Source organism: Micromonospora yongxingensis, assembly GCF_052601155.1.
In genome coordinates, this window is sequence record NZ_JBQXEO010000002.1 from 1 (window position 1) to 24,903 (window position 24,903).

24 protein-coding genes and 1 riboswitch are annotated in these 24,903 nt (G+C 73.9%); of the genes, 15 read left to right on the forward strand and 9 right to left on the reverse strand.

Features of this window, described 5'->3' with window-relative positions; all coding sequences use genetic code 11:
- Together ACTWLT_RS03155 and ACTWLT_RS03160 are read left to right on the forward strand one after the other, a co-directional pair.
- The coding region (locus ACTWLT_RS03155; RefSeq protein WP_445317053.1) for a glycosyltransferase family 9 protein at window positions 1-919 on the forward strand (919 nt) is incomplete at its 5' end.
- Window positions 920-928: 9 nt separating this feature from the next.
- Window positions 929-1,792: an alpha/beta hydrolase family protein gene (locus ACTWLT_RS03160; RefSeq protein ID WP_445317054.1), complete on the forward strand. Its 864-nt coding sequence runs from the start codon at window positions 929-931 to the stop codon at window positions 1,790-1,792.
- Between the two features lie 39 nt (window positions 1,793-1,831).
- Here ACTWLT_RS03160 and ACTWLT_RS03165 read toward each other — a convergent pair whose 3' ends face one another.
- Entirely contained in the window at window positions 1,832-2,002 is a 171-nt protein-coding gene (locus tag ACTWLT_RS03165) for a hypothetical protein (RefSeq protein ID WP_252419548.1), read from the reverse strand.
- Between the two features lie 199 nt (window positions 2,003-2,201).
- Here ACTWLT_RS03165 and ACTWLT_RS03170 point away from each other — a divergent pair, with 199 nt between their 5' ends.
- The 3 genes from ACTWLT_RS03170 (at window position 2,202) to ACTWLT_RS03180 (ending at window position 4,673) form a co-directional block, all read left to right on the forward strand.
- The gene (locus ACTWLT_RS03170; RefSeq protein ID WP_445317055.1) at window positions 2,202-2,834 is read left to right on the forward strand and encodes a hypothetical protein; all 633 of its coding nucleotides are present in this window, start codon (window positions 2,202-2,204) and stop codon (window positions 2,832-2,834) included.
- Between the two features lie 147 nt (window positions 2,835-2,981).
- Window positions 2,982-3,350, forward strand: coding sequence for a hypothetical protein (locus ACTWLT_RS03175; RefSeq protein ID WP_445317056.1), 369 nt, complete (start codon window positions 2,982-2,984; stop codon window positions 3,348-3,350).
- Between the two features lie 81 nt (window positions 3,351-3,431).
- Window positions 3,432-4,673: a cytochrome P450 gene (locus ACTWLT_RS03180; protein ID WP_445317057.1), complete on the forward strand. Its 1,242-nt coding sequence runs from the start codon at window positions 3,432-3,434 to the stop codon at window positions 4,671-4,673.
- A gap of 19 nt (window positions 4,674-4,692) precedes the next feature.
- Here the strand turns inward: ACTWLT_RS03180 and ACTWLT_RS03185 are convergent, their stop codons facing one another.
- Entirely contained in the window at window positions 4,693-5,628 is a 936-nt protein-coding gene (locus ACTWLT_RS03185) for a DUF72 domain-containing protein (protein WP_445317058.1), read from the reverse strand.
- Window positions 5,629-5,757: 129 nt separating this feature from the next.
- On the opposite strand from ACTWLT_RS03185, the gene ACTWLT_RS03190 reads away from it, so the two are divergent.
- The 3 genes from ACTWLT_RS03190 to ACTWLT_RS03200 all read left to right on the forward strand — a co-directional run bounded on the left by ACTWLT_RS03190 (window position 5,758) and on the right by ACTWLT_RS03200 (window position 7,949).
- Window positions 5,758-6,261 carry a DinB family protein gene (locus tag ACTWLT_RS03190; RefSeq protein WP_445317059.1) on the forward strand — a complete coding sequence of 168 codons (504 nt, stop codon included), beginning with the start codon at window positions 5,758-5,760 and terminating at the stop codon, window positions 6,259-6,261.
- Between the two features lie 103 nt (window positions 6,262-6,364).
- A complete protein-coding gene (locus ACTWLT_RS03195; protein WP_445317060.1) occupies window positions 6,365-7,123 on the forward strand; it encodes a hypothetical protein in 759 nt (252 codons plus the stop codon).
- 121 nt (window positions 7,124-7,244) lie between these two features.
- Window positions 7,245-7,949: a Pr6Pr family membrane protein gene (locus ACTWLT_RS03200; RefSeq protein WP_445317061.1), complete on the forward strand. Its 705-nt coding sequence runs from the start codon at window positions 7,245-7,247 to the stop codon at window positions 7,947-7,949.
- Between the two features lie 39 nt (window positions 7,950-7,988).
- Here ACTWLT_RS03200 and ACTWLT_RS03205 read toward each other — a convergent pair whose 3' ends face one another.
- From ACTWLT_RS03205 to ACTWLT_RS03215, 3 genes are all read right to left on the reverse strand, one after another.
- Complete coding sequence (locus tag ACTWLT_RS03205; RefSeq protein ID WP_445317062.1) at window positions 7,989-10,061, reverse strand: amylo-alpha-1,6-glucosidase; 2,073 nt, start codon at window positions 10,059-10,061, stop codon at window positions 7,989-7,991.
- Window positions 10,058-10,435, reverse strand: coding sequence for an SCP2 sterol-binding domain-containing protein (locus ACTWLT_RS03210; RefSeq protein WP_445317063.1), 378 nt, complete (start codon window positions 10,433-10,435; stop codon window positions 10,058-10,060). The genes ACTWLT_RS03205 and ACTWLT_RS03210 overlap by 4 nt, the downstream gene beginning before the upstream one ends.
- A gap of 120 nt (window positions 10,436-10,555) precedes the next feature.
- On the reverse strand, window positions 10,556-11,062 hold the full coding sequence (locus ACTWLT_RS03215; protein WP_252419539.1) for a mycothiol transferase: 507 nt from the start codon (window positions 11,060-11,062) through the stop codon (window positions 10,556-10,558).
- Between the two features lie 77 nt (window positions 11,063-11,139).
- Between ACTWLT_RS03215 and ACTWLT_RS03220 the strand changes: the two genes are divergently transcribed.
- Together ACTWLT_RS03220 and ACTWLT_RS03225 are read left to right on the forward strand one after the other, a co-directional pair.
- A complete protein-coding gene (locus ACTWLT_RS03220) occupies window positions 11,140-11,655 on the forward strand; it encodes a 2'-5' RNA ligase family protein (RefSeq protein WP_445317064.1) in 516 nt (171 codons plus the stop codon).
- A 277-nt stretch (window positions 11,656-11,932) separates the two neighbouring features.
- Entirely contained in the window at window positions 11,933-12,118 is a 186-nt protein-coding gene (locus tag ACTWLT_RS03225; RefSeq protein ID WP_445317065.1) for a hypothetical protein, read from the forward strand.
- A 15-nt stretch (window positions 12,119-12,133) separates the two neighbouring features.
- Here the strand turns inward: ACTWLT_RS03225 and corA are convergent, their stop codons facing one another.
- The gene (corA, locus tag ACTWLT_RS03230; protein WP_445317066.1) at window positions 12,134-13,261 is read right to left on the reverse strand and encodes a magnesium/cobalt transporter CorA; all 1,128 of its coding nucleotides are present in this window, start codon (window positions 13,259-13,261) and stop codon (window positions 12,134-12,136) included.
- A 216-nt stretch (window positions 13,262-13,477) separates the two neighbouring features.
- On the opposite strand from corA, the gene ACTWLT_RS03235 reads away from it, so the two are divergent.
- The 5 genes from ACTWLT_RS03235 (at window position 13,478) to ACTWLT_RS03255 (ending at window position 18,342) form a co-directional block, all read left to right on the forward strand.
- Window positions 13,478-15,427 carry an amino acid transporter gene (locus tag ACTWLT_RS03235; protein WP_445317067.1) on the forward strand — a complete coding sequence of 650 codons (1,950 nt, stop codon included), beginning with the start codon at window positions 13,478-13,480 and terminating at the stop codon, window positions 15,425-15,427.
- Window positions 15,428-15,513: 86 nt separating this feature from the next.
- Window positions 15,514-15,625: riboswitch (SAM riboswitch) on the forward strand.
- A 33-nt stretch (window positions 15,626-15,658) separates the two neighbouring features.
- Window positions 15,659-15,799: a hypothetical protein gene (locus tag ACTWLT_RS03240; protein WP_252419534.1), complete on the forward strand. Its 141-nt coding sequence runs from the start codon at window positions 15,659-15,661 to the stop codon at window positions 15,797-15,799.
- A gap of 99 nt (window positions 15,800-15,898) precedes the next feature.
- Window positions 15,899-16,777: an ABC transporter substrate-binding protein gene (locus ACTWLT_RS03245; RefSeq protein WP_445317068.1), complete on the forward strand. Its 879-nt coding sequence runs from the start codon at window positions 15,899-15,901 to the stop codon at window positions 16,775-16,777.
- Window positions 16,778-16,822: 45 nt separating this feature from the next.
- Window positions 16,823-17,602: an amino acid ABC transporter permease gene (locus tag ACTWLT_RS03250; protein WP_445317069.1), complete on the forward strand. Its 780-nt coding sequence runs from the start codon at window positions 16,823-16,825 to the stop codon at window positions 17,600-17,602.
- Window positions 17,599-18,342, forward strand: a complete 744-nt coding sequence (locus ACTWLT_RS03255) for an amino acid ABC transporter ATP-binding protein (RefSeq protein ID WP_252419531.1) — start codon at window positions 17,599-17,601, stop codon at window positions 18,340-18,342. Before ACTWLT_RS03250 ends, ACTWLT_RS03255 begins: the two co-directional genes overlap by 4 nt.
- A 36-nt stretch (window positions 18,343-18,378) precedes the next feature.
- On the opposite strand, the gene ACTWLT_RS03260 is transcribed toward ACTWLT_RS03255, so the two are convergent.
- The 3 genes from ACTWLT_RS03260 to ACTWLT_RS03270 all read right to left on the reverse strand — a co-directional run bounded on the left by ACTWLT_RS03260 (window position 18,379) and on the right by ACTWLT_RS03270 (window position 24,820).
- Window positions 18,379-19,686 carry a hypothetical protein gene (locus ACTWLT_RS03260; RefSeq protein ID WP_445317070.1) on the reverse strand — a complete coding sequence of 436 codons (1,308 nt, stop codon included), beginning with the start codon at window positions 19,684-19,686 and terminating at the stop codon, window positions 18,379-18,381.
- 142 nt (window positions 19,687-19,828) lie between these two features.
- The gene (locus ACTWLT_RS03265; RefSeq protein WP_445317071.1) at window positions 19,829-21,400 is read right to left on the reverse strand and encodes a Na+/H+ antiporter; all 1,572 of its coding nucleotides are present in this window, start codon (window positions 21,398-21,400) and stop codon (window positions 19,829-19,831) included.
- Between the two features lie 96 nt (window positions 21,401-21,496).
- A complete protein-coding gene (locus ACTWLT_RS03270) occupies window positions 21,497-24,820 on the reverse strand; it encodes an ATP-binding protein (RefSeq protein WP_445317072.1) in 3,324 nt (1,107 codons plus the stop codon).
- Window positions 24,821-24,903: the final 83 nt, after the last annotated feature.

Below are 24,903 nucleotides of genomic sequence, written 5' to 3' on the forward strand. Positions count from 1 at the left end.
GACCGCGGTGCCCGCGCTGAGGGCACTACGCGCCGCGTACCCCGGTCGGGAACTGGTACTGGTCGCACCGCGCTGGCTGACGCCGCTGGTCGACCTCGTCGGCGGCGTCGACCGGCTGGTCGACGCACCAGGGCTGGGCCACCTCGCGTGGCCCGGCCCGGCCCCGCAGATCGCGGTCAACCTGCACGGGCGGGGACCCCAGTCACACCGCATGCTCGCCGACACGCAGCCGCAACGGCTGCTCGCCTTCGCCAACGCCGACGCCGGCTTCACCGACGGCCCGCCCTGGACCGTCGACGAACACGAAATCGACCGGTGGTGCCGACTGCTGTCCTGGTACGACATCCCCGCCGACCACACCAACCTGACATTGCGCCGGCCGGAACCAGCCGGTCTACCGACCGGGGTCAGCATCGTGCATCCCGGCGCGAAGGCCGCCGAGCGCCGCTGGCCGCCGGCCCGGTTCGCGGCCGTGGCGCGCGACCTCACGGCACGGGGGCACCGGGTGGTGGTGACCGGCAGCCGTGGCGAGCGGGCGCTCTGCCTCAGGGTGGCGGAGCTGTCCGGGCTTCCCACCGCGGCGGTGCTGGCCGGTCGGACCGACCTCGGCGAGTTGGCCGCGCTGGTCGCAGACGCCCGGCTGGTGCTCAGCGGCGACACGGGCATCGGTCACCTGGCCACGGCGTACGGCACGCCGTCGGTGCTGCTGTTCGGGCCGGTGCCGCCCCGGCAGTGGGGACCGCCGCCGGACCGGCCGTGGCACCAGGCGCTCTGGGCGGGCCCCCGTCCGCGCGGTGCGGCCGACGACGCCCCGCATCCGGCCCTGGCCGCCGTGCAGGTGCCCCAGGTGCTCGACGCCGTGGAGCGGGTGGAGCGGGCCCGCCGCGCGCCGCTACCCGCCGGTAACGTCGGGTCGTAAGCTGGGCGGGTGAACGGGGACCCGGAGTACGCGCAGGAGTTCGTCGACGTCGATGGTGGCCGCCTCGGCGTGCAGGTGTACCCGGAGCCCGAGGGCGACGCGGGCGCGCCGGCCGTGGTGATCTGGCCGGCGATGGGGGTGCGCGCCCGGTACTACCGGCCGTTCGCCGCCGCGCTCCGCGCCGCCGGGCTGGCCGTCGTGGTCGCCGACCTGCGGGGCACCGGGGCGAGCACCCCCGCACCGAGCCGCGCCGACCGGCACGGCTACAGCGAACTCGCCGGCGACGTCGGTGCCGTCCTGGCCGCGCTCAAGCCACGACTGGACGGCCGTACCCGGCTGCTGCTCGGGCACTCACTCGGCGGGCAGGCCGCACTGCTGCACCTCGCACTGGACGGCACCGACGCGGTGGACGGGCTGGCGCTGGTCGCGGTCGGCATCCCCTACTGGCGCACCTACCCGGGGCGGCGAGGGCTGGGAGTGCTGCCGTACACCCAGGGGATCGCCGCCACCGCCGCGCTGCTCGGGGTGTGGCCGGGGTGGGGCTTCGGCGGCCGGCAGGCGCGCGGGGTGATCCGGGACTGGGCGTACACCGCGCGGACCGGCCGCTTCCCCCGACTCGACGGTACGGACACCGAGGCGGCGGTGCGCGCGGTACGGACTCCGGTGCTGGCGGTCAGCGTGGACGACGACCAGTACACCCCGCACGAGACCATGGACCACCTCTGCGCGAAGCTCACCGCGGCCCCGGTGACGCGGGAGCGGTACACGGTGGCGCAGGCCGGGGCGGCCCTGGACCACTTCACCTGGGTCCGTGCGGGTGCTCCGCTGGCGCGGCGGATCGCCGGTTTCGCCAGCGACCTGCCGCCCCGCTGAGCCGTACCGGCCGGTCGTCGTGCGGCCCGGCCGGCTGACTCACTCGTCCTGATCCAGCGGCACCAGCTCGCCGTCGCGCTCCACCCGGACCTCACCGTGGTCCTTGCGCGGAGCGACCTCGGCGGTGTTCCGGTGCGGGTCGTTGTCCGGATGCATCAGCACCGCGTCGGTCTTGGCGGTCTTCTCCCGGCTCTCGTCCGGCTGCGACATCCCGTTCCCCTCTCCGTCAGCGTCCCCCGGACATCTACCCGCCACCGACCGGACGACTCCTGCCGGTGGCCATGCGGCACCATCGCGATCCGGATGTCCCCGCCGTGCCCGTGCGGCACCGGATCGACCGGCACGCGCCGGGGTTAGCCGCCCGGGCGGCGGGTAAGCCGCAGCGCCCGACACGGCGGAAGGGGATCACATGTCCGAACGGCACACCGCACTGCGCTCGATGCACGATCTGGGCCTGGCGGCCTGGTTTGGCGGCTCCCTCATGGGAGCGCTCGGCGTCAACGGCGCAGCGGCGAAGATCAGCGACTCGACCCAGCGGCTTCCGGTCGCGTCGGCCGGATGGTCCAAGTGGACCCCGGTCAACGCGGCCGCGATCGGCGCGCACCTGGCCGGGGCCGTCGGCGAGCTGGTGACGGAGAGCCCGCGGGTCGCCAGCCAGTCAGGGGTGGCCCGGGCCAGCACCATCAAGACGGCGCTGACGATCGGCGCGCTCGCGGTCACCGGCTACAGCCGGTTGGTCGGCATGCGGTTGGAGAAGGCGGGGGCCCCGCCGGTGAGCGGGGCCACCGAGCCCAACCACCAGACCCCGGCGAGCGTGGCCTCCTCGCAGCGGCAGATGAAGCTGCTCCAGTGGGCCATCCCGGCGTTGACCGGGACCCTGGTCGTGGTGACCGCGTACATGGGCGAGCAGCAGAAGCCCGGCCAGGTGTTCCGCGGCATCCTCGGCCGGGCCGGCGGAGTGATGAGCGCCCCGATGGGGGTGGCCAAGATCGCCGGCATGGGCATGGGCGGCAAGCGGCAGATGGCGATGGCGGGCCGCTGAGTGCCGAACCGGACGGCCATTGCCCCGCCGCTCCTGCACGGCGGGGCGATGGCCGGCCGGTCGTAGGGACCGGTACGGCGCGCGGGCGGGCGTGACCCGTCCCCGCAATCGTCCGCCGGTGACGGCGGACCGACGAGCGAGGTGGCCATGACGGCGCACGAGGGACGCAGTGGCGGCGACCGGCTGGAGCCGGAGGCGGTGCAGCCGTGGAAGACCGAGGACGGCTTCGACGCCGAACCGCCGTGGGGCACGGACGAGGACTCGCCGATGGACGAGGGCAGCGAGGAGACGGCGGTGCCCGAGGGGCGGCGCGGAGAACGCCGCGCGGGCGCCCCGGCGAGCCGGACCAACCCGGCCGGCCTGCACGGCTTCGGCTCGGTCGAACCGACCCGTACTCCAGCGGCCGGCCCGGGCGCACCGCCGGACCCGGCGCCCGGCCGCCGGTCCTTTCCGGACGACGCGGACATCAACGAGCGCAGCCAGGACGCGCTGCGCACCCGCGGTCGGCGCTCCTAGCAGCACCCGCGACGCCCGCCGCCGGGTTTCGGCCGGCGGGCTCGTGGTTTGCGAAACGTCCGGCCGGGCACGACTGCACCCATGCAGAAGCCGCGCACCTTCCGCCTCGACGATGGTCTTCCGCTGGCGTTGCACGGGTACGCGTGGCTGCCCGACCGGCTACGTCGGGCCGGCGCCGACGTGCTGCGGACCCGGCTGCTGGGGCTGCCCACGGTGGCCCTGCACGGCCCGGAGGCGGCCCGGTTCTTCTACGACGAGCGGCACGTGCGCCGGCAGGGGGCCATCCCCGGGCCGGTGCGGAGCACCCTGTTCGGGCACCACGCGGTGCACACCCTCGACGGCACGGCACACCGGGTCCGCAAGGCGCTGTTCGTGGGTCTGCTCGTGAACGGCGGCATCGACGGCCTGGTCGAGCGGGTCGGGCGGGCGTGGCAGGCCGCCTCCCAGGACTGGCCCGGCCGCGGCCGGGTGGTGCTCTTCGACGAGACGAGTCGGGTGCTGACCCGGGCCGTCTGCGACTGGACCGGCATCCCGCTGACGCCGGCCGAGGTGCCGGCGCTCGCCGCCGACCTGGTCGCCATGGTCGACGGCTTCGGCAGCGTCGGCCGGCGGCACCTGCGGGCGCGCCGGGCACGGACCCGCCGGGAGAACTGGCTGGCCACGCTGATCGACCGGGTACGCCGGGGCGAGGCGACGGTCCCGGAGGGCTCCGCGGTCGCGGCGGTGGCGGGTCACCGGGACGCCGACGGCGCGCCGCTGGACGCCTGCACCGCCGCGGTCGAACTGCTCAACATCATCCGCCCCACGGTCGCGGTGAGCTGGTTCGTCGCCTTCGGCGGGCACGCTCTGCACCGCTGGCCGGCGCACGGGGACCAGCTCCGCGCCGCCGACCCGGGGTTCGCCGAGGCGTACGCCCACGAGGTCCGCCGGTTCTACCCGTTCGCGCCGTTCGTCGGCGGGCGGGCGGTGACCGGCCTGGAATGGGGCGGCGTACGGATCCCGGCGGGCGCGATCGTGCTGCTGGACCTGTACGGGCAGAACCACGACCCCCGGCTCTGGCCGGAGCCGTACCGCTTCCGGCCGGAGCGGTTCGTCGGCCGGGAGATCGGGCCGTTCGAGCTGGTGCCCCAGGGCGGCGGTGACCCGCGCACCGGGCACCGTTGCCCCGGGGAGCAGATCACCGTGGCGTTGTTGCGTGACCTCGTCGTCCGGCTGGCCCGGCTGGAGTACACGGTGCCCGAGCAGGACCTGCGCATCCCCCTGCACCGCATCCCCACCCGCCCGGTGGACGGCCTGCTGATCGAGGTCGGCCCGACGGCCTGACCGGCCGCTGCGGCACGTGTCAGGTGGTGGACGCGGCCCGCGCGGCGACGTCCGGTCGGTCGACGTCGGACTCGGGCCAGATCATGGTCTCGGTCAGCACCTGCGCGAGCCGGGTCGCGTCGCGCTGGGCCTGGCCGGCGCAGCAGTTGTTGAACAGCACGTGCAGTTCGTCGGCCGGGCCGGCCAGCTCGGCCAGCAGCCCGGCCCAGTGCCGCAACTCCTCCTCGGCGTACGCGTAGCGGAACTTGTCCTCCTTGTCGCCGTCGCGCCAGGCGTCGCTGTGTCCGTGGAACCGGACGATCGCCGGCTCCGCCGTGGCGGTCAGGATCGGCGGCACCGACGACGGGTGCCCCTGCGGCATGTCGACACAGACCAGCGAGAGGTCGTGCGCGCGCAACAGGTCCACAGTGTCCACGGCGGCCCCGTCGTCGAACCAGGACCCGTGTCGCAGCTCCACACCGACCCGCCACGGCCGGCACCGCTGTGCCAGTTCGACGATCCGGCGTTCGGCGGCGGCGCTGCGCACCAGCCACGGCGGGAACTGGAGCATCACGACACCCAGCTTGCCGGCGGCCGCGATCGGCTCCAGCGCCGCCCGGAACCGGGACCACAGCTCGTCGTACGACCGCTCCGGCAGGTCGCGGCGACGGATCCGGCTCGAACCGGCGGGCGGGCGCAGGTCGCGGGGCAGTGCCGCGACCCGTGTCGGGTGACCGGTGAAGAGGCTGAACGCCTTGACGTCGAAGGTGAACTCGGGCGGAGTGGCGTCGACCCAGCCGTGGGTCGTCTCCGGCGCGGGGATCGCGTAGTAGGAGGTGTCCACCTCGACCAGAGGGAAGCGTCCCGCGTAGAAGCCCAGTCGACCGGCGGGCGTGTTGGCCGAGCGCGGGTACCACCCGGAGCGCAGCAGCGACTGGTCGGCCCACGAGGACGTACCCACCTTAATCACACCCATGTCATTCAGTGGACCGCTCCGCGCGCGGATCGGCAACCGCTGGCGGCCCGCGCCGTCGCCTGTGGGCCGGAACTGTCGGTGCCGGGTCCTACGCTCAGGCCGAGCCGACGTCGACGAAAGGGCGCCACCATGACGAGCACCGAGCAGCTCACCGGAGAGCGGGCCGACCTGTTGCAGGCGCTGCGCCGGCACCGGGGTTTCCTCCTGCACACCGTCGACGGGCTCACCGACGAGCAGGCGGCCACACGGACCACCGTCAGTGAGCTCTGCCTCGGCGGTCTCATCAAGCATGTGGCCGGCATCGAGGAGCGGTGGATGCGCTTCGCCGTGGGCGGCGCGGATGCGATGCTGCGCGAGGAGGTCGACTGGGTCGGTCAGTTCCGGATGGCGCCGGGCGAGACCCTGGCCGGTCTGGTCGAGCGATTCCAGCAGGTCGCCGCCGAGACCGACGAGCTGGTCGCCACCCTCGACCTGGACGCGGCGCACCCGCTGCCGCAGGCGCCCTGGTTCGAGCCGGGGGCGAGCTGGACTGTTCGCCGGGTGCTGCTGCACCTGATCGCCGAGACGTCCCAGCACGCCGGGCACGCCGACATCCTGCGCGAGGCGATCGACGGCACCAAGACCATGGGCTGACCCGGGCGGGCCGTTCCCCGCCATCCACCGCGCGTCACCTCCGATCCCACCGAGCGGGAGCCGATGTGACAGCGCGCAGGTCGGTGGCGCTGAGGGACACGAGATGACCGCAGACCGCATCGACCAGAAGACCGCCGAACAGTTGTTCGGCGGTAACATCGTCGACCCCTCGACCGCCCGGCGGCCGGTCGCGTTGCTGCTGACCGCGGTGCGCGCCGCACCAAGCCCCGGTGAACTGGCCGGTGAAGGCGTCGCCCTGCACGCCTTTCGCCGTGCCCTGGCTGACCCGGCCGTCACCCGACAGCCCGACCGCCGGTCACGCACTCTCGCCTGGACCGGCGCCCGGGCCGCGGTGGCGGCACTGGCGCTGGCCGCCACCGGCGGGGTGGCACTGGCCGCCGTCAACGGCACGACTCCCCGGCCGCACCTGCCCACGGCAACCCCACCGGCACCCGTCGGTCCACCCGCCGCGACCGCCCCGGCCACCGGTGACCGGCCGGCGACCGACGCGCCCGCCACCACCGTGCCGACGCCGCACACGTCGGCCGCCGGCGAGGTGGTGGGTCTGTGCCGGGCGTACCGGACGGTCGCCGAAGGCAACCCCGGGCGCGCGCTCGACAGTCCGGCCTTCTCCGGGTTGATCGCCGCAGCGGGCGACCGGCATCGCGTGGCCGACTACTGCGCGGACATCCTGGCCGTCGAGGCCGCACCGGGCAGGCCCAGCGGTGCACGGCCCGGTGCGGTGCCGAGCCGGCATCCGGGGTCTCCCGGGCCTCCGGACGGGCCGCCCACCGCCCGCGAGCAGGACCACACCGGACCGGCCGACGGCCGGTCCGCCCCGCCGGGCCGCCCATCGAACTGACCGCTCACGCGGGCGGCCGTCCTGACGATGTGGACGGCACAACCGACCTTCCTCGGCCGGGGCTCGAGATCACGGCCCGGCGCGACGACTCCTGCCCGCCGACGGCTGATAGCTTGCCCCGGTGAGTCTGCGGCGTCGACGCGCGGTGGCGGCCCTGCGCCTGGCGGTGGTGCTCGGCGTGCTGGGCGGGATCGTGCTCACCGCGCTCGGCCCGGCCACCGTCACCGGGCTGCTGCCGTACTTCACCATCCAGAGCAACGTCGCGGTCGGCGCCCTCGCGGGGTACGCCGGCTGGCGGGCCTGGCGGGACCGGCCCGATCCCCCACCGGCGCTGCGCGGCGCGGTCACCCTCTACATCACCATCACCGGCGTGGTCTACCACCTGGTGCTGGCCAACCCGGCGAGCCCGTTCGCGATGGCGCAACCCGACCGGGCCGTCGGCGAGGCGCTCGGCAACCAACTGCTGCACACGGTCGTGCCGCTGCTCGCGGTCGCCGACTGGGTGCTGTTCGACCAGCGTGGCCGGCTGCGCCTGCGCTACGCGGCATGGTGGCTGGCGTTCCCACTGGCCTATCTCGGCTTCGCCCTGCTCCGAGGGCTGGTCGTCCGCCGGTACCCGTACCCGTTCCTGGACGCCGGTGAGCTGGGCTACGACGGAGTGGCGATCAGCGCGGTCCTCTTCGCCGTCGCGTTCTGGCTGCTGGGCCTGCTCTTCGTCACCCTGGACCGCACCCTGACCCCCCGCCGCCACCCAACCACCCCCACCCCCACCCCCACCCCGCCCGCCGACCATGAGGTCGGCGTGGCCGGCACCGGCGGGTCGTGACACCAATCTCATGATCAGCGGGGCGGGAAGGGGCACCGGTCAGCGGAGGCGGGCTCGTGCGGCGGCCCGGTCGCGGCCGTAGGCGTCGGAGTGGCCCCAACGGCCCGGGATGTCGAGCAGCTCGATCCGGCCGAAGCCCTTGGGCAGGGACGGGTTCACGAGCAGGTTGTCGCCGGTGGGCCGCAGCCCCAGCAGGGTGCCCAACAGCATCAGCAGCGCGCCCGACGACCAGGACTGGGGACGACCGGCCGAGGGCAGCTGAACGGGATACTTCGTCAGGCTGCGCTCGTAGCCGGCGATCAGCTCCGGCACCGCCCCGCCGACCGTCTGCGCCATGTCGAAGATGCCGTTCGCGATCAGGGCCGCCTGGACGTCGAAACCGTAGTGTCGCAGCCCGGCGGCGATCAGCGCGTTGTCCGACGGCCACACCGCCCCCAGATGCGAGCCCACCGGGTTGTACGGGCGCTGCCCGGTGGCGAAGGTCCGCACCCCCCACCCGCTGAACAGCCGCGGCCCGACCAGATGCTCGGCAACCGCCTCGGCGCGGTCGTCGGCGACGATCCCGCTCCACAGCAGATGCCCGATGTTGGACGACAGCGCGTCGACCGGATCGCCGTCCGGCCCCAGCGCCAGCGCGTAGTACTCCCGGTGCGGCAACCAGAAGTCCCGGTTGAACCGGTCCTTCAGCTCCGCCGCCTCCCGCTCCAACCGGTCGGCGTACGCGGGGTCACCCCAGAACTCCCGGGCCAACCGGGCGCCGCGCCGCTTCGCGTCGTACGCGTAGCCCTGCAACTCACAGGTCGCCCGGGGAAGTCCGGGTTGCCGTCCATGGACGTCGACGATGGCGTCGTCCGAGTCCTTCCATGCCTGGTTGACCACGCCGTGCCGCTCGTTGCGGCGCTGGTAGCGCAGGTAGCCGTCACCGGTCATGTCGCCGTACTCGTCGATCCAGTCCAGCGCCATCCGGGCCGGGTGGCGCAGTTCGCGGACCAGGTCGGCGTCGCCGGACCAGCGCTCGTACTCGTCGAGGAGGACGACGAACAGCGGGGTGGTGTCCGCCGCGCCGTAGTACACGGCGTCCGGTCGCTCGCCGAACGCGGCGGATTCGCCGTAGCGGAGCTGAGCCAGGATCTTGCCCGGCTCCTCGTCGTGTCGGTCGTCGAGCTGGCTGCCCTGCAGCAGCGCCAGCATCCGCAGCGTCGCGGGGGCCAGCTCGGGGGTGAACGCCATGGTCTGCAGGCAGGTGATGATGCTGTCGCGTCCGCACAGGCCCATGGCCCACGGCAGGCCGCCGACCGGCACCCGGGCGGTGGACGACAGTGGCAAGTACCGCAGCGCCGCCAGGTCGGCGAGGCAGCCCCGGTAGGTCTCCTCCAGGCCGCCCCGTTCGGCCACCAGGTGCGGGGCCCGGTCCAGCCAGTCCGCCAGATCCTCGCGCATTCCCCCGCGTACGTGCTGCCGGTGCGACTCGATGTCGTTGCGCAGGTCCCGGCCGCCCTCGCCGTGGATGGTCATGGTGACGTGCAGGGTGGTCTCCCACGCGCCTTCGGGCTCGATCCTGATCCGGAACGTCATTCCCCGCTCGTCCACCTGCACGGGCGCCGTGCTGGTCACGGTGGTCTCCCGGATGAACCGCTCCCGCTCGTAGCGCAGCACGAGTTGGCGGCGCGCCGAGTCGGCGGTGATCTGGGCGGCCCGGCGGGTCGGCTCCCGTCGCTCGGCGGCTCTGGCGACGTCGGACAGGTCGGCGAAGTCGTTGCCGATCTCCATCCGCACCGTGAACTCGGCCGGCTGGGCCGAGTGGTTGAGCACGGTGATGTGCTCGCTGAAACTGTCGTTGATCGATCGGTGCCGGATGACCGACACGTCGGCGTCGACGTAATGGCTCGCGGCGCCCGGAACCAGGAAGAACCGGGTCTCGAAGTACGTCATGTCGTCGCGGGACAGCGCGTTCAGCCCTTCCCCGTCGACCCGCAACATCCAGTGGGACAGGAAGCGGGTGTCGAATGAGAAGAGCCCCACCGGCGCGTCCGGGGCCGCCTCCACGTCGCCCTGCGCGTCGCTGATCGCGAAGGCGTTGCCCGCGATCACGTGCACCAGTTCCTGCCTCACGGCCGCCCGCCCCGCCCGGCCGTCGCGGCCCTGCCCAGCTCGCGGGGATGGCGGGCACCGACAGGCCCGGGAAAGATCCGCCGCAGCAGCATCAACAGCCGAATGTTGCCCTGGACGGTCACCTCGTTGCGCAGCAACGCGGCCGACAGGTGGGTCTCGCCGCTCGCCAACCGTTCGAACACCGTCCGGTCGGCGCGGACCACCAGCTCGGCGTCGCTGGACGACCGGGTCACCCGGACGTGCTGGTCGTCGACGGTCAGGTACCAGTGCTCGCTGTGGCCGTCGTCGCACGCGTCCAGCCGCAGAGTCCCGGCGGTCGTCTCTGGCAGGTCGGTACGCCGGCCGGAGCCGAGCTGTTCCAGGTGTTCGGCCATCGCGCCCATCTCGTCCCCTCCCCCGCTCTCCCGCAGGATCGCCCGCCCCGGGGTGAGGACGCCTCACCCGGACCGGGTGACGACCGGTGATCGCGGGCTGAGCCGGTGGACGTCCCCGGCTCAGGCGCCGATCAGCCCTCGGAGGTAGTTGGCCTGGCCGACGTGTTGCTGGTCGTCCTCGGCGATGCTGACCAGCCGGACGCCGAGGGTGACCGGCGGGTCCCACGACTCGTCGACCACCCGGTCCAGATCCGCCGCTCGCAACCCGGCCAGGAACGGCCCGGTCCGCGCCGCGACCGCCTCGTAGTAGTCGATCAACGCCTGCGCGCTCTCCGGCCGCACCGCGGCGACCTGGGCGGGCGAGTGGCCGTAGCCGGTGTTGTCCGGGTCGGTGGTGAGGCCGAACCGGCCGGCCCACTCGCCGCTCGCCCAGACCTGGTCGGTGTCGAGCAGGTGGGCGACGTGGTGGTCCTGGACCCTGGTCAGGTGCCAGACCAACCAGCCGATCGAGTTGGCGCCGGGGCCGGGCGCCCAGCGCAGCTGCTCGGGGCTGAGGCCGTCGACCGCCGCCCGGACGAGGTCGGGCAGCCGGTCGTACGTCTCGGTCAGCAGGTCACTCACGTCCACGGGTCACGCCTCCTGGTGTGTCTCTGATCGGGTACCGCCGACACGGACGGCCAAACCTCGGCCGCTACGGTGATCAAGTGGTCGCGGCGTTGGAGCTGTATCTGGACCCGGACGCTACCCGGCGGATCCGGGTGCTCTGGGACGCTCTGGAGGCCGAGGGCGTGCAGAGCATGCGCTCGCTGCTGGAGCAGCGCCACCGCCCGCACGTCTCGCTCGCGGTGGCGCCCCGCTTCGACCCCGAGCAGGTCGCCGCGGCGCTGCGCGGCACCGTCGTGGCCGCCCCGCTGCGACTCGACTTCCAGCACGCCGGTCAGTTCGTCGGACGGGTGCTCTGGCTCGGCCCGACGCCCACATCGGAGCTGCTGGCCCACCACCGGATGGTGCACGACCGGCTCGCCGCCGCCGGCATCACGCTGGTCGAGCACTACCAGCCGGGGCGCTGGGTGCCGCACTGCACGCTCTCCATGCGGGTGCCGAACGTGCTGATGGCCGCCGCGGTGCGCCGCTGCCTGGAGGTGCTGCCGCTGGCCGCGACCGTGGTCGGCGCGGCACTCACCGACCACGCCCGCGGCATCGCCCACCCGCTGTCCTGACCGCCGGCCCGCCTGGCCCTGGAGGGCGGCCGCGCCCGGCCGGACAGGGAGTCTCCCCAGCTCCCCGGACCAGCGGCGCGACCCTTGTGCGTAATGTCCGGATTGGCGGGTCGCAGTCGGGAAACTGAAAACAAGGGGTGCCGACGAGGCCGGGCGTGGGATGGTTCGACATGGATGCCGTTCCGATGGCCGCCCGCCGCGCGCGGCCGGCCCATCCGGCGACGCGGGCGCAACGTGGCGCCGCCCGGGACGGCTTCGACGACGAGAGGCAGTGCCCATGCAGGCTCAGCGCAGGCCACCGCAGACGGAGCGGAGCCAGACCAGGGACGACCGGACCGGCGGCGGCATGACCGGGGCGGCCACGCCACTGACCATCTGGGCCGCTGCCGTGCTGCTCGGTCGGATCGGCTCCGGCGAGGACGACAGCGAGGACGAACTGCACATCCTTCGCGGCATCGAGTGACCCTCGGGACCCCGTTCAGAGCCAGCCGCGCCGCTTGAAGATCAGGTAGAGGGTGCCGCAGACCAGCAGCATCAGCAACAGCGCGAACAGGTACCCGAAGTGCCACTGCAACTCCGGCATGTGGACGAAGTTCATCCCGTACACCGTGCCGATCAACGTGGGTGCGAACAGGATCGCCGCCCACGAGGAGACCTTCTTCAGCTCCTCGTTCTGCGTGTAGCTGGCCGCCGTGAGGCTGCGCATCTCCTCGTTCTGCTGCTGCGAGACGAGGGTGGCGTTGACGGTGAGGATGTTCTGCAACAGGTGCCGGAAGCCGTCGACGCGTTCCACGACCTGTGTGAGGTGGTCGGTCACGTCGCGCAGGTAGCGCCGCAGCTCCTCGTCGGTCGCGTAGCTGCCCGCGCCGGCCGCCAGCGCGTCGAGCACGTTGAGCAGCGGGCGGGCGGCCCGTTGGAACTGGATGACCTCGCGGCTGAGCCCGTAGATGCGCCGGCTGGCGTTCGGGTCGCCACCGAAGACCTCGGTCTCGATCTCGTCGATGTCGTTCTCCAACCCGGCCACCACCGGCGCGTAACCGTCGACCACCTGGTCGAGGATCGCGTACAGGATGGCCTCCGGGCCCTGGGCGAGCATCTGCGGATCGGCCTCCATCCGCCGCCGCACGGCGGCCAGGTCGGGCGCCTCACCGTGGCGGACGGTGACCACGAAGCCCGGCCCGATGAACAGGTGCAGCTCGGAGAACTCGACCTCCTCCCGCACATCGTCGTAGCGGGCGGCGCGCAGCACCACGAAGAGGGTGTGCCCGTAGCGCTCCAGCTTGGGCCGCTGGTGGGCGTTGATCGCGTCCTCCACCGCCAGGTCGTGCAGCCGGAACTCCCGGGCCAGCGAGGTGATCTGGTCAATGTCGGGTCGGTACAAGCCGATCCAGGCCATCGCGTCGTCCTGCTCCTGGAGGCACCGGTACGTCTCGGCGAGGCCGGCCGGTGACGCGAAGCGGTGCCCACGGATGTAGACGGCGCTGTCCACCAACCCGCCGGTGCCCGGCTCGGCCGGCTCGTCGCCCGGCGGCTCGTCGCGGATCTCGTGCTCGTCGAGCTGGCGGCCGAAGCCCTCACCCGGGCGGAACCGACGGCCGCCGACCATGACCCGCTCCCTCCCCGGAGGCACCACCGGCGGCTACCCGAACCACCCGCGCGGTTCGGCCAGGCAGCCGGGAGGCGCTGCTTCCCCCGTGCCCGCGCACCAAAACCCTCCGGGGCGTCGCCCACGGTCGCCCGGGTTCCGCCCAGCGTCGGACGGGCGGGGTCCGGCTGGCGGATACTCGCGGTGACCACGGGCGGGACGACGGGGGAAGCGCCGATGGAGGTCGACAGGCGCGCCGGCCCGCGGACCGGGCGGCTGCGGGGGTGGCTGCTCGGCGGCGACTCGGAGCAGCCGCGGCAGCAGGGGCCGCACGGACGCCCGCCGGAGCACCGGCACCACCCGTGGTGGAGGGTGATGTGCCTGACCGGCGTCGACTACTTCTCGACCCTGGGCTACCAGCCGGGCATCGCGGCACTGGCCGCCGGGGCGCTCTCGCCGGTGGCGACCCTGGTGCTGGTGCTGGTGACCCTGCTGGGCGCGCTGCCGGTCTACCGGCGGGTGGCGGTGGAGAGCCCGCACGGCGAGGGCTCCATCGCGATGCTGGTACGCCTGCTGAGCTACTGGCCCGGCAAGCTGCTGGTGCTGGTGCTCCTCGGCTTCGCGGCCACCGACTTCATCATCACCATCACCCTGTCCGCCGCTGACGCGACCGCCCACATCGACGAGAACCCGTTCTGGCCGGAAGGGCTGCGCGGGCAGGAGGTCGTGCTCACGCTGCTGCTCGTGTCGCTGCTGGGTGCGGTGTTCCTCAAGGGATTCACCGAGGCCATCGGGATCGCCGTCGTGTTGGTCGCGGTCTATCTGGCGCTGAACACGGTGGTGATCGCCGCCGCGCTGTGGCAGGTGGTGACGCACCCGAGCGCGGTCGGGGACTGGACCACCGCGCTGACCACCGGCCACGGCGACCCCTGGATGATGGTCGGGCTGTCCCTGCTGGTCTTCCCGAAGCTGGCCCTGGGCCTGTCCGGCTTCGAGACGGGGGTGGCGGTGATGCCGAGCGTGCGCGGTGACCCACGGGACACGGAGGACCGGCCACTGGGCCGGATCAGGGGCGCGCGCCGCCTGCTCACCACCGCCGCGACGATCATGTGCGTCTTCCTGATCACCAGCAGCGTCACCACCACCGTGCTGATCCCGCCCGAGGCGTTCCAGCCGGGTGGGCCGGCGAACGGCCGGGCGCTGGCCTACCTGGCGCACGAGTACCTCGGCGAGGTGTTCGGCACGGTCTACGACCTGTCCACCATCGGGATCCTCTGGTTCGCGGGCGCCTCGGCGATGGCCGGTCTGCTCAACCTCGTACCCCGCTACCTACCCCGCTACGGCATGGCGCCGACCTGGGCCCGGGCGGTCCGGCCGCTGGTCCTGGTCTTCACCGCGGTGGCGTTCCTGATCACGATCGTCTTCGAGGCCAGCGTGGACGCGCAGGGCGGCGCGTACGCCACCGGGGTGCTGGTGTTGATCACCTCGGCGGCGACGGCCGTGACTCTCGCGGCACGGCGGCGACGCCAGCGCGGCGCGACGATCGCCTTCGGCGTCATCGCACTGATCTTCGTCTACACCACCGCGGCGAACGTGGTGGAACGTCCCGACGGCGTGAAGATCGCTGCCTGCTTCATCGGCGGGATCATCCTGGTGTCGTTGCTGTCCCGGCTGAACCGCGCACTCGAGCTGCGGGTCGACCGGGTGGAGCTGGACCCCGAGGCGGCCCGGATGATCGACGAGTGCGCCGGGCGCCGACTCCGACTGATCGCGCACGAGCCGGACAGCCGGGAGCCGGCGGAGTACCGCGCCAAGCTCGCCCAGACCGTCGCCGACAACGAGTTCCCGGCCGACAGCGACGTGATCTTCGTCGAGGTGACGGTCACCGACCCGTCGGACTTCGAGACCGAGTTGCTGGTGCGTGGCAGCGTCGTGCACGACCAGTACCTCGTGCTCAGCCTGGCCAGCTCCTCGGTGCCCAACGCGCTGGCCGCCCTGCTGCTGGAGATCCGCGACCGGATCCGGCGGCGCCCGCACATCTACTTCGAGTGGACCGAGGGCAACCCGGGCGGCAACTTCCTGCGCTACCTGGCCTTCGGCCAGGGCGAGATCGCCCCGGTCACCCGGGAGATCCTGCGGCGCCAGGAGCCCGACCGGAGCCGCCGACCGCACGTGCACGCCGGTTGACCCGTCGCCCGGGTCGTCGTAGCGCAGGGTGAGCGTGGTCATAACGGCTGGACGGTCCGCCGGTTCCGGCTGCTAGCCTCTGGACAGGTCATGAGCGCCAGCGCGAAGCCCCGGCTCGCTGGCCGGCAACCCTCCTCCGCGGTGGGGTGCCCCGGGTGAAGACCAGGCACCGACGGGACGTCGGTGCAAGCGTGGCCTGGCACCCAGGTCAGCACAGACCCGGGAGAACCCATGCGCATCCTCAGCACCGCCCCACCGGCCGACGCCGCGGACTCCCGCGCCGGTTGGCTGCCACCGGCACTGACCCGGCGGCGGCACGTGGACATGATGCGGGTGTGCAGCGCCGCCTGTCGCGGCCGCGTCGCGCACTAGCGCACCCCTTTCCCGAACCCATCCCAGCGGTACGCCCACCGGGCGCACCGTCGGCGGCGCACGCTCGCGTCCGCCGCTGCGCAACCTTCGGAGACACCTGTGCGATTTCTTCCCGCCCTCACCCGTGCCGCTGCCCTCGGCGCGGCGACGATCCTGGCCGCCACCGCGCTGACCGCCTGCGGCGACGACACCTCCTCCGACGCCACCGCCAACCCGTACGGCCTGGCGCAGCCCGGCGTGCTGCGCGCCGGCACGCTGACCGACGCCCCGCCGAACGTGTACCTCAAGGACGGCCGGTTCACCGGGTTCGACAACGACCTGCTGACCGCGGTGGCCGGCAAGCTCGGCCTCAAGGTCGAGTTCGTCGGCACCGACTTCTCCGCGCTGCTCTCCCAGGTCAACAACCGCAAGTTCGACGTCGGCAGCTCCTCGATCACGATCACCGAGGCGCGGAAGAAGACGGTCGACTTCGGCAACGGCTACGACTTCGGCTACTTCGGCCTGGACGTCCCGGCCGGCTCACCGATCACCAGCTTCGACCAGCTCGCCGGCAAGCGGGTCGTGGTGGTCCAGGGCACCGTCCAGGACGACTACGCCACCGGCAGGCAGCTCGACCCGGTTCGGGTGCCGGACTACAACGGCGCGATCAACCAGCTCAAGGCGGGCACCGCCGACGCGTGGATCGCCCCGGCGGAGATCGGCGAGAAGTCGGCAGCCGACAGCAACGGAAAGATCACCGTGGCGGCCAAGCAGCTCAGCCCCGCGCCGACCGCGTACGCGGTCGCGAAGGGCAGCGACAAGCTCCGCGAGGCGCTGAACAAGGGCCTCGACGAGGTGATCGCGGACGGCACCTGGAGCCGGTTGCAGGCGCAGTACTACCCGGGCCGACCGGTTCCGGCCGACTTCAAGCCGGGCAGCGGCACGGTGGCCGTGCCGGCTGCGCCGTCGGCGTCGGCGTCCGCGTCGGCCGCGTCCTGAGGCACACCCGGTGACGAGCGAGCAGGGCGGTAGGAGAGGCGACCGATGGATCCGTTGAGCACCCTGTGGGAGACCTTCTTCGACTGGGACGCCATGCGCGAGGCGCTACCCGAGATGCTGACCGTCGGGTTGCCCAACACGCTGATCCTGGCGGTCTCCGCCGCCCTGCTCGGCTCGGTGCTGGGTCTGCTGCTGGCCGTCGCGGGCATCTCTCGCAGCCGCTGGCTGCGCTGGCCGGCGCGGGTCTACACCGACGTGTTCCGGGGGCTGCCGGCCGCGGCGACGATCCTCCTGATCGGAGTCGGGCTGGCGCCGCTGGGCATGGAGGTCTGGGGCCCCGACCCCTACCCGCTGGGCATCCTGGCGCTGTCGCTGATCGCTGCGGCGTACATGGGGGAGATCTTCCGCTCCGGCATCCAGTCGGTGGAGGCCGCCCAGTTGGAGGGCGCCCGCGCGCTCGGCTTCTCCTGGGCCGACTCGATGCGACTGGTGATCATTCCGCAGGGCATCCGGCGGGTGCTGCCGGCCTGGGTGAACCAGCTCATCGCACTGATCAAGGACTCCAGCCTGGTCTACTTCCTCGGGCTGGTGGCCAGCCAGCGGGAGCTGTTCCGGATCGGCCAGGACTACGCGGCCACCACCGGCAACGAGTCCGCGCTGCTGCTGGCCGGGCTCTTCTACCTGGCGTTGACCGTGCCGCTGACGCACGTGGTCAACTGGATCGACCGGCGGCTGCGCCACGGCCGGCCGGTCACTCCGGTCGACGATGACGAGGACGACACCGAGCCGGCGCTGGCCGGCACGACCGAAGGGGACCGGCGATGACCACCGCGACGACCACCTCGGTCAGCCTCGACGTGCGCGACGTGCACCTCGCCTTCGGGCCGAACCGGGTGCTGCGCGGCGTCGACCTGGCCGTGCCACGCGGCGCGACGGCGTGCGTGATCGGCCCGTCCGGGTCGGGCAAGTCCACCCTGCTGCGCACCATCAACCGGCTGATCGAGCCGGACCGCGGCGACGTGCTGCTGGACGGGCGCAGCGTGCTGAGCGACGACCCGGACGCGCTACGGCAGCGGGTGGGCATGGTCTTCCAGCAGTTCAACCTCTTCCCGCACATGAGCGTGCTGCGCAACGTCACCCTGGCGCTGCGGCGGCTGCGCAAGCTCGACGAGGACGAGGCGGTGGCGGTCGCACGCGCCCAGCTGGAGCTGGTGGGGCTGGCCGGCAAGGCCGACTCGCGGCCGGCGCAGCTCTCCGGCGGCCAGCAGCAGCGGGTGGCGATCGCCCGGGCGCTGGCGCTGCGGCCGGAGGTGATGCTCTTCGACGAGGCCACCTCCGCACTCGACCCGGAGCTGGTCAAGGGGGTGCTCGGGGTGATGGCCGACCTGTCCGCCGGGGGCATGACCATGGTCGTGGTCACCCACGAGATGGGCTTCGCCCGGCAGGTCGCCGACACCGTCGCCTTCATGGACCGGGGCGTGGTGCTGGAGGCCGGCCCGCCGGAGGCGATCTTCGAGCGGGCCGGGCATCCGCGGCTGCGCCGGTTCCTCGATCAGGTGCTCTGAGCCGCACCGACGGCTGCGGCCGCCGTGCCGTCCGCGTCAGCCGGCCTGGCGGCGCAGGTGCGCGGCGAACGCCTGCAGATCGCCCAGCAGCACCAGGATGGCGTTGCGGTAGGCGACCGACGCCCACAGGTGCAGCTCCTCGTCGTCCAGCCCGCCGAACGCCATGGACAGCGCCTTGCGCCGGCGCCGGTCGAGCACCTTGTGCGGGCGGGCGAGCAGGTCGCCCTCCCGGCGCAGGGCCTGCAGGTACGCGGCCACCGCGTCCTGGTAGTGCCGGCCGGCGACCCGCTCCAGCAGGGTGAACTCGAAGACGTTCAACGCCGCCTCGGACTCCCAGTAGGCGCTGTCGCGCTCCGGCGCGCCCGCGTGGTGCCGGCCCATCGCGTGCCGGGCCTCGTACAGCAGCAGCACGCCCCGGCCGGTGGTGCTCAGCGGCCGGCGGGGCGCCGGCAGCCGCAGCGTACGCACCGGCGTCGCACGGGTCAGGTCGAGCGCACCGGCGTACGACGGCATCCGCTGCGCCCCGGCACCCGGCTCCGGCACCAGGCAGGCCCGCTCCGCGTAGGCCAGCGGGCCGCCGGTGGGCAGCGCCCGCACCGCCGCCGCGTGCAGCTCGGCCAGTGGGCGGTCGTCCGGGGGCCCGTCCGGCGGCAGGGTGAGCACGAGACCGGTGGCACCGGGCACGGGCACGCCCAGCACGCAGGAGTTACGCAGGAACGCCCAGGTCGCCTCCGCCTCGCGGATGCCGCTCGCCACGGCCTGCGCGTCGGCCCGCCAGTCCCGGGCGATCCGCAGCCGCTGCTGGAGGTCCGCCGTCGCGGCGCCGTCGTGCGGGTACAGCTCGCGCACCGCTCGCGGCAGCGTCCCGAGGCGAAGGTCCAGCAGGTCGCCGCTCGGCGCGGGCACGGCGTGCGTCGCGCAGTCGGCGTCGGTGTGCGGGTCACCGGGCACCGCGTGGCAGTCACCGAGCCAGCTTCCACCGGGTTGGCGCGTCGGCCGGGCGAACGCCAGGTGTGGCAGCCGACCGGTGCGCAGCACCGTCTCGTACTGGGGTCGGGTGCGCATGGTCCGCAGCACGTCCAGCGGCAGCACCGGCGCCAGCTCCAGCACGGCGGCCAGGAGCGCGCAGTGCGGGCAGGCCGGCCCGTCGGGATCGCGCACCCGGTAGCGGCGCAGATGGTCGACGCCGGGCTGCTCCCACTGCACCCCGATGACGCCGTCGCCCTGCGCCATCAGGTAGAGGAACTCGGTCGCGTCACGCTCGCGGGTCACCGAGGTCACCTCGTCGAGGAACTCCCGTGCGGTGACCACCCGCAGGCCCGCCTCCGTCGCCCCGGTGGTCACGGGCACCCCCTCACGGACCGTACGCATCGACCAACGCCGAACCGCTTCCCACCGTACCCGGCGGCGTGACGACCGGGTGGCCTGCACACCCGCCGGCCGCTGTCACCAATCCGTCGTTCGGTGCGGCGGCCGGGCCGGCGAGTCAGTCGACGCTCCCGCGGCCGAGCAGCCGGATCTCCTCGTTGTCCAGCGCGGACTGGAGGTCGAGCAGCACGAGGTCGTCGATCTCCCGCCGGTCGCGCAGCCGGGTGATCTCCCGTCGCTTGTGTTCGAGGACGCCGAGGCGCAGTTTGCGTTCCAGACGGCGTTCCTCGGCGCTGCGATCGCCGCCCTCGTTGACGTCGTCCAGGTGCTGCTGGTACTCAGCCTCGAGCCGGCGCACCGTCTCCTCCCCGGCACCGATCTCGGCGGCGACCTGCGGCAGCGCGGCCAGGCCGGCCTCGGTGGCCCGTTGTCGGGCCTGCCGCAACTCGTCGGCGCGCTCGGGGTCGCCGGCCAGTCCCGCCCAGCGCACCACCAGTGGCAGGGTGGTGCCCTGAACGAGCATGATCAGCACGATCACCAGCGCGGTGACGAAGATGATCAGGTCGCGTTCGGGCACCGGTGCACCGGCGGCGGTCGTCGCGGGGACCGCCAGCGCGGCGGCGAGCGAGACGGCACCCCGGAAACCGGACCAGCCGGCGACGGTCCCCACCCGCCAGCCGGACGGCCCACGGGGGTCGTCCATCCGGCGGCGCAGCAGCTTCGCCGACTCCGCCGTCAGATAGACCATGGCCAGCCGGGTGCCGACGATCACCACGGTGACCACCGCCACGATCACCACCGCCCGGGTCGGCGAGGTACTGACGATGCGCTTCACCGCCTGGGGTATCTGCGTGCCGAGCAGGACGAACAGCGCGCCGTTGATCAGGAAAGTGGACAGGTCCCAGAACGCGTACGCCAGCACCCGGGACCGGGCACGGATCACCCGTGGGCCGGCGTAGGCCAGCAACAGGCCGGCGACCACCACCGCCAGCACACCGCTGGCGTGCACCGCGTCGGCCAGCAGGAACGCGGCGAACGGCGTCAGCACACTCAGCGCGCCCTCGCGCAGCGGATCGTCGAGCCGCTTGCGGATCAGCACCACGATGCCGCCCACCAGCAGGCCGGCGATCACACCGCCGGCGGAGGCGCCGACGAACTCCTCACCGATGCCCAGCGCGCCCGGCGACGAGGCACCGGTGAGCAGACCCACCGTCACCGCGAAGAGCACCAGCGCGGTGCCATCGTTGATCAGGCTCTCCGCGTGCAGGGTGGTCAGGAGCTTCCGGGGCAACCGTTTGGCCAGGCCGGTGACCGCGGCGGCGTCGGTCGGTGCCAGGACCGCCCCGAGCACCCAGGCGGCGGCGGGGTTCACCCCGAACGCCTGCGCGGTCAGCGACACCGTGACCATGGTGAGCACCACCAGCACCACGGCGAGCAGCCCGATCACCGGGAGGTTGGCCCGGATCTCGCGCAGGCTGAGGGTGAGGCTCTCCCGGTAGAGGATCGCGGGCAGGAAGATCAGCAGCACCAGGTCCGGTTCCAGGGTCAGCTCGGACAGCGGCGGCACCAGCCCGAGCAGCACCCCGAACGAGATGAGCAGCACCGGCGGCGCCACGCTGTACCGGCCGCCGAGCGTGGTGCCGACCAGGACGGTGGCGCCCAGCACCACGATCAGGACGAGCCCCTCCACGGCGTACCCCCTCGATCCGCGGCCGACGGCGGCCGCGCCGGTTCCATCTGACCGCACCCCGAAGCCCCGTTCGGGGGAAACGGCAAGTCGCCGGGGTCAGGCGCGGTCGCGAGCGGCGACGGCCCGGGCGGTACGGCGGTACGCGGCCGCCTCGTCGTCGCGGCCCAGGGCGGCGGCCAGGTCGGCGAGGTGTCCGGCCACCGGACCGAGGGTGAGCACCCCACTGCCGGCGGCCAGCTCGGCGGCGGCCGGTCGCAGCTCGACGGCGAGGTTCTCCATCGTGGCCCGGTCGCCGAGGGCGAGCGCCGCCCGGGCGGTGAGGCAGAGCCGCGCCTCCCGCAGCAGGTCGTGCGGCCCGACCGGGAGCGTCCGCAGGGCGGCCCCGGCGGCGTCCCGGTCGCCGTCGACCAGCAGCAGCAGCGGGCGGACCCACGGCTCGTGCGGGCCCCAGTCCATGCCGGCCCAGTCCGCACCGCCGAGCCCGGGGATCGGCCGGTCACCGCCGACGCCCTCGGCCAGGCGCAGGCCGAGCAGGGCGAGCGGGAGCAGTCCCCGGGTCAGGCCCGGCATGGCGTCGGCGGGCAGCCGCACGGCCGCCGCCCGGTACGCGTCCGCCGCCGCGGTCGACTCGCCGACCAGCGCCAGGCGCAGCGCGGCGTACCACCGGGTGAAGAGGCCGACCAGTGGCAGTTCGTACCGCTCGGCGAGGCGGTCGGCGGCGCGGGCGTGCGTGTCGGCGCCGGCCCGGTCCCCCAGCGCGCAGCAGGCCTGCATCCGGACGAGGTGGCCCAGCACCTCGAAGGTCACCAGGTGGTGCCGGGCGGCCACGTCGATCAGGTCGGCCCCGATCCGGGCCCGCTCCTCGGCCAGGCCGACGCGGTGGAAGGCGTGCATGAAGCGGGCGTTGAGCGCGAAGGCCAGCAGCCCGGGGTCTCCGCTGGCGCGTGCGATGGCCTCGGCCTCGTCGGCCGCCCGGCGGCCACGGTCGGTGGTGGTGCCGCGCAGCTCCAGCGCGAGGGTGCTCAGCAGTCGGCTGCGCTGCGCGGGGCCGTGCACGCCGAGTGCGGCCAGGGCGTGCTCGGCGGCCCGGGCGATCCGCCCGGCGAGGACGTCGTCGTCGTTGCGGGTCCAGATGGCGGGTACGTCGAAGCCGGCCAGCACCTCGGCGACCAGTCCGGGGTCGCCGACGGACTCCGCGTCGTCGATCGCCTCCGCTCGCCGCCGCCGCGCCTCGGCCAGCCGGCCCGTCACGGCCAGCGCGCGCCCCAGGCCGAGCACCGCGCTCAGCCGCTCGCGCCGGTCGGCCCGGCCGGACCGGTCGTACGCCTCGACCGCCTGCCCCCACAGGCGGGCCGCCTCGTGCGGGTTGCCGCTCCGTTCTGCCTGTTCGGCGGCGGCGCGGGCGTACCCGGCGGCGCGGCCGGCGGCGACCGGTCCACCGGCGCGCAGCAGGTGGTACGCGAGCGCGGCGGGCTCGGCGGGCCGACGGTGTCCCAGCGTCTCGGCGACGGCGGCGTGCCAGGCGGCGCGGCGCGGCGCGGACAGGTCGGCGTAGAGCGTGTCGCGGACCAGGATGTGGGTGAAGCGCAGCCGCCCGTCGGGGGCCTGCTCGGTGAGGAAGCCGGCCTGCAACGCGCGGTCCACGGCGTCCAGCAGGGCCGTGGGATCGTCGGTCAGCGTGCCGAGCACCTCGATGTCGAGGTCCCGGCCGAGCACGGCCGCCTGCCGCAGCAGGGTCCGGGTCGGCGGGGGGAGCTGCGCCAGCCGGTGCCGGATGACGTCGCGTACCCCCGGTGGAACCGCCGCCAGCGCCGCCCCACCCTCCGTGGCGTACAGCTGGGCCAGCTCCCGGACGAAGAACGGGTTGCCGCCGCTGCGATGGTGGATCAGTCGCACGGTGGGTGGGTCCAGCTCCGCCCCGACGACGGTGCGGGCCAGCTCACCGGTCGCCGGCACGGACAGGCCGGCGAGGTACTCCCGGACCGGCTCCAGCCCGGCCACCCGGGCCAGGGCCGCGGTCAGCTCCGGGCTGATCTCGGTGGCGCGGTAGGTGCCGAGGAGCAGCACCGGCCCGGTTGCCGGCTGAGGGCCGTCGAGCAGCGCCGTCAGCAGGTCCAGGGTGTCCCCGTCGGCGCGGTGCAGGTCGTCGAGGACCAGCAGCACCGGCCCTCGGCCGGCGACCGCCGAGACCAGCGACGCCACCGCGCGGTGCCGGCGGAACCGGGCCACGGCGGGATCGTCGGCACCATCGGTCGCCCCGGCCGCGGCGAGGTCGGCCACACCGGCTTCGGCCGCCCCGGCGAGCGCGTCGGTGATCTGCGTCCACGGCCAGGCGGCCGGGGCGCCCTCGTACTCCGGGCTGCGACCCCACGCGGTGGTCCAGCCGTCGGTGGCGAGTCGCCGCGTCAGAGTCTCGGCCAGCGCCGTCTTGCCCGCGCCCGGGTCCCCGCTGAGCAGGGCCAGAGCGGGTCGGCTGGTCCGGGCGGCGACCTCCGCCGCCCGGAGCAGCCGGTCCAGCTCCGTGTCGCGGCCGACGAAGGGTCGCTCCGTGACCGGTCCGGCCGGTCTGACGGATCCGGGGGGCGGCTCCGTCCGGGCGAGCACCTCGGAGGTGGCCGGCCCAGCCGGCAGGGTGAGGTGTGGCGCCTGCGCGAGGATGTCGGCTTCCAGCCGCCGCAGCTCGGGACCCGGGTCCAGGCCCAGTTCGCTCACCAGGACGTCCCGTGCCTGCCGTAGTGCGGCCAGCGCCTCGCCCTGCCGCCCGGAGCGGTACCGGGCCGTCGCGAGCAGCCGCCACGCGTCCTCGCGCAGCGGATGGCTGGCGAGGTGGGCCGGCAGGTCGGCGGCGGCCTCGTCGGGTCGGCCCAGCGCCAACAGCGCGTCGGCTCGCCGCTCGACGGCGAGCATCCGCAGCTCGTCCAGCCGGTTGATCTCGGCGACCGCCCACGTCTCGCCGGCGCAGTCGGCGTACGCGGGCCCGCGCCAGAGCGGCAGCGCCGCGTCCAGGGCGGCCAGGGCCGGAGCGGGCCGTCCCGCCGCCAGCAGCCGTCCCGCCTCGGCGACCGCCGCCTCGAACCGTTCGGCGTCCACGGCCTCGGGGGCGGCCCGCAGCACGTACCCCGGGGGCTCGGTGACCAGCAGCCGGGGCGGCTGCCGGGGCGGCCGGTCGGGCTCCAGCGCACGGCGTAGGTCGGCCACGAAGGTCCGGATCGCGCCCACCGCGCCCTCCGGGGGCACCTCCCACAGGTCGTCGGCGAGACGGTCCACCGGCACGACCCGGCCCCGGGCGATCAGCAGTCGGGCCAGCACCATCCGCTGGCGGAGCCCTCTGAGCGCGACCGGCCCACGCTCGGTCGCGGCGGTCACCGGGCCCAGCACGCCGAAGGTCACCGCCTCGGGTGCCGTCGGCTGCCTGGTCATGGCACCAATCTAGGCAGGTCCCCGTGGCCGGCCGCAGCCCGCCGGCACTGATCGGACGCTGACCGGCTGCTGATCACCACCGG

Excerpts from the sequence above, each read along its gene's own strand:
- ACTWLT_RS03165 (WP_252419548.1), bottom strand. The coding sequence starts at position 2,002 with ATGTCGCAGCCGGACGAGAGCCGGGAGAAGACCGCCAAGACCGACGCG.
- ACTWLT_RS03170 (WP_445317055.1), top strand. The coding sequence starts at position 2,202 with ATGTCCGAACGGCACACCGCACTGCGCTCGATGCACGATCTGGGCCTG.
- ACTWLT_RS03175 (WP_445317056.1), top strand. The coding sequence starts at position 2,982 with ATGACGGCGCACGAGGGACGCAGTGGCGGCGACCGGCTGGAGCCGGAG.
- ACTWLT_RS03180 (WP_445317057.1), top strand. The coding sequence starts at position 3,432 with ATGCAGAAGCCGCGCACCTTCCGCCTCGACGATGGTCTTCCGCTGGCG.
- ACTWLT_RS03185 (WP_445317058.1), bottom strand. The coding sequence starts at position 5,628 with ATGGGTGTGATTAAGGTGGGTACGTCCTCGTGGGCCGACCAGTCGCTG.
- ACTWLT_RS03190 (WP_445317059.1), top strand. The coding sequence starts at position 5,758 with ATGACGAGCACCGAGCAGCTCACCGGAGAGCGGGCCGACCTGTTGCAG.
- ACTWLT_RS03195 (WP_445317060.1), top strand. The coding sequence starts at position 6,365 with ATGACCGCAGACCGCATCGACCAGAAGACCGCCGAACAGTTGTTCGGC.
- ACTWLT_RS03210 (WP_445317063.1), bottom strand. The coding sequence starts at position 10,435 with ATGGCCGAACACCTGGAACAGCTCGGCTCCGGCCGGCGTACCGACCTG.
- ACTWLT_RS03225 (WP_445317065.1), top strand. The coding sequence starts at position 11,933 with ATGCAGGCTCAGCGCAGGCCACCGCAGACGGAGCGGAGCCAGACCAGG.
- corA (WP_445317066.1), bottom strand. The coding sequence starts at position 13,261 with ATGGTCGGCGGCCGTCGGTTCCGCCCGGGTGAGGGCTTCGGCCGCCAG.
- ACTWLT_RS03235 (WP_445317067.1), top strand. The coding sequence starts at position 13,478 with ATGGAGGTCGACAGGCGCGCCGGCCCGCGGACCGGGCGGCTGCGGGGG.
- ACTWLT_RS03240 (WP_252419534.1), top strand. The coding sequence starts at position 15,659 with ATGCGCATCCTCAGCACCGCCCCACCGGCCGACGCCGCGGACTCCCGC.
- ACTWLT_RS03250 (WP_445317069.1), top strand. The coding sequence starts at position 16,823 with ATGGATCCGTTGAGCACCCTGTGGGAGACCTTCTTCGACTGGGACGCC.
- ACTWLT_RS03255 (WP_252419531.1), top strand. The coding sequence starts at position 17,599 with ATGACCACCGCGACGACCACCTCGGTCAGCCTCGACGTGCGCGACGTG.
- ACTWLT_RS03270 (WP_445317072.1), bottom strand. The coding sequence starts at position 24,820 with ATGACCAGGCAGCCGACGGCACCCGAGGCGGTGACCTTCGGCGTGCTG.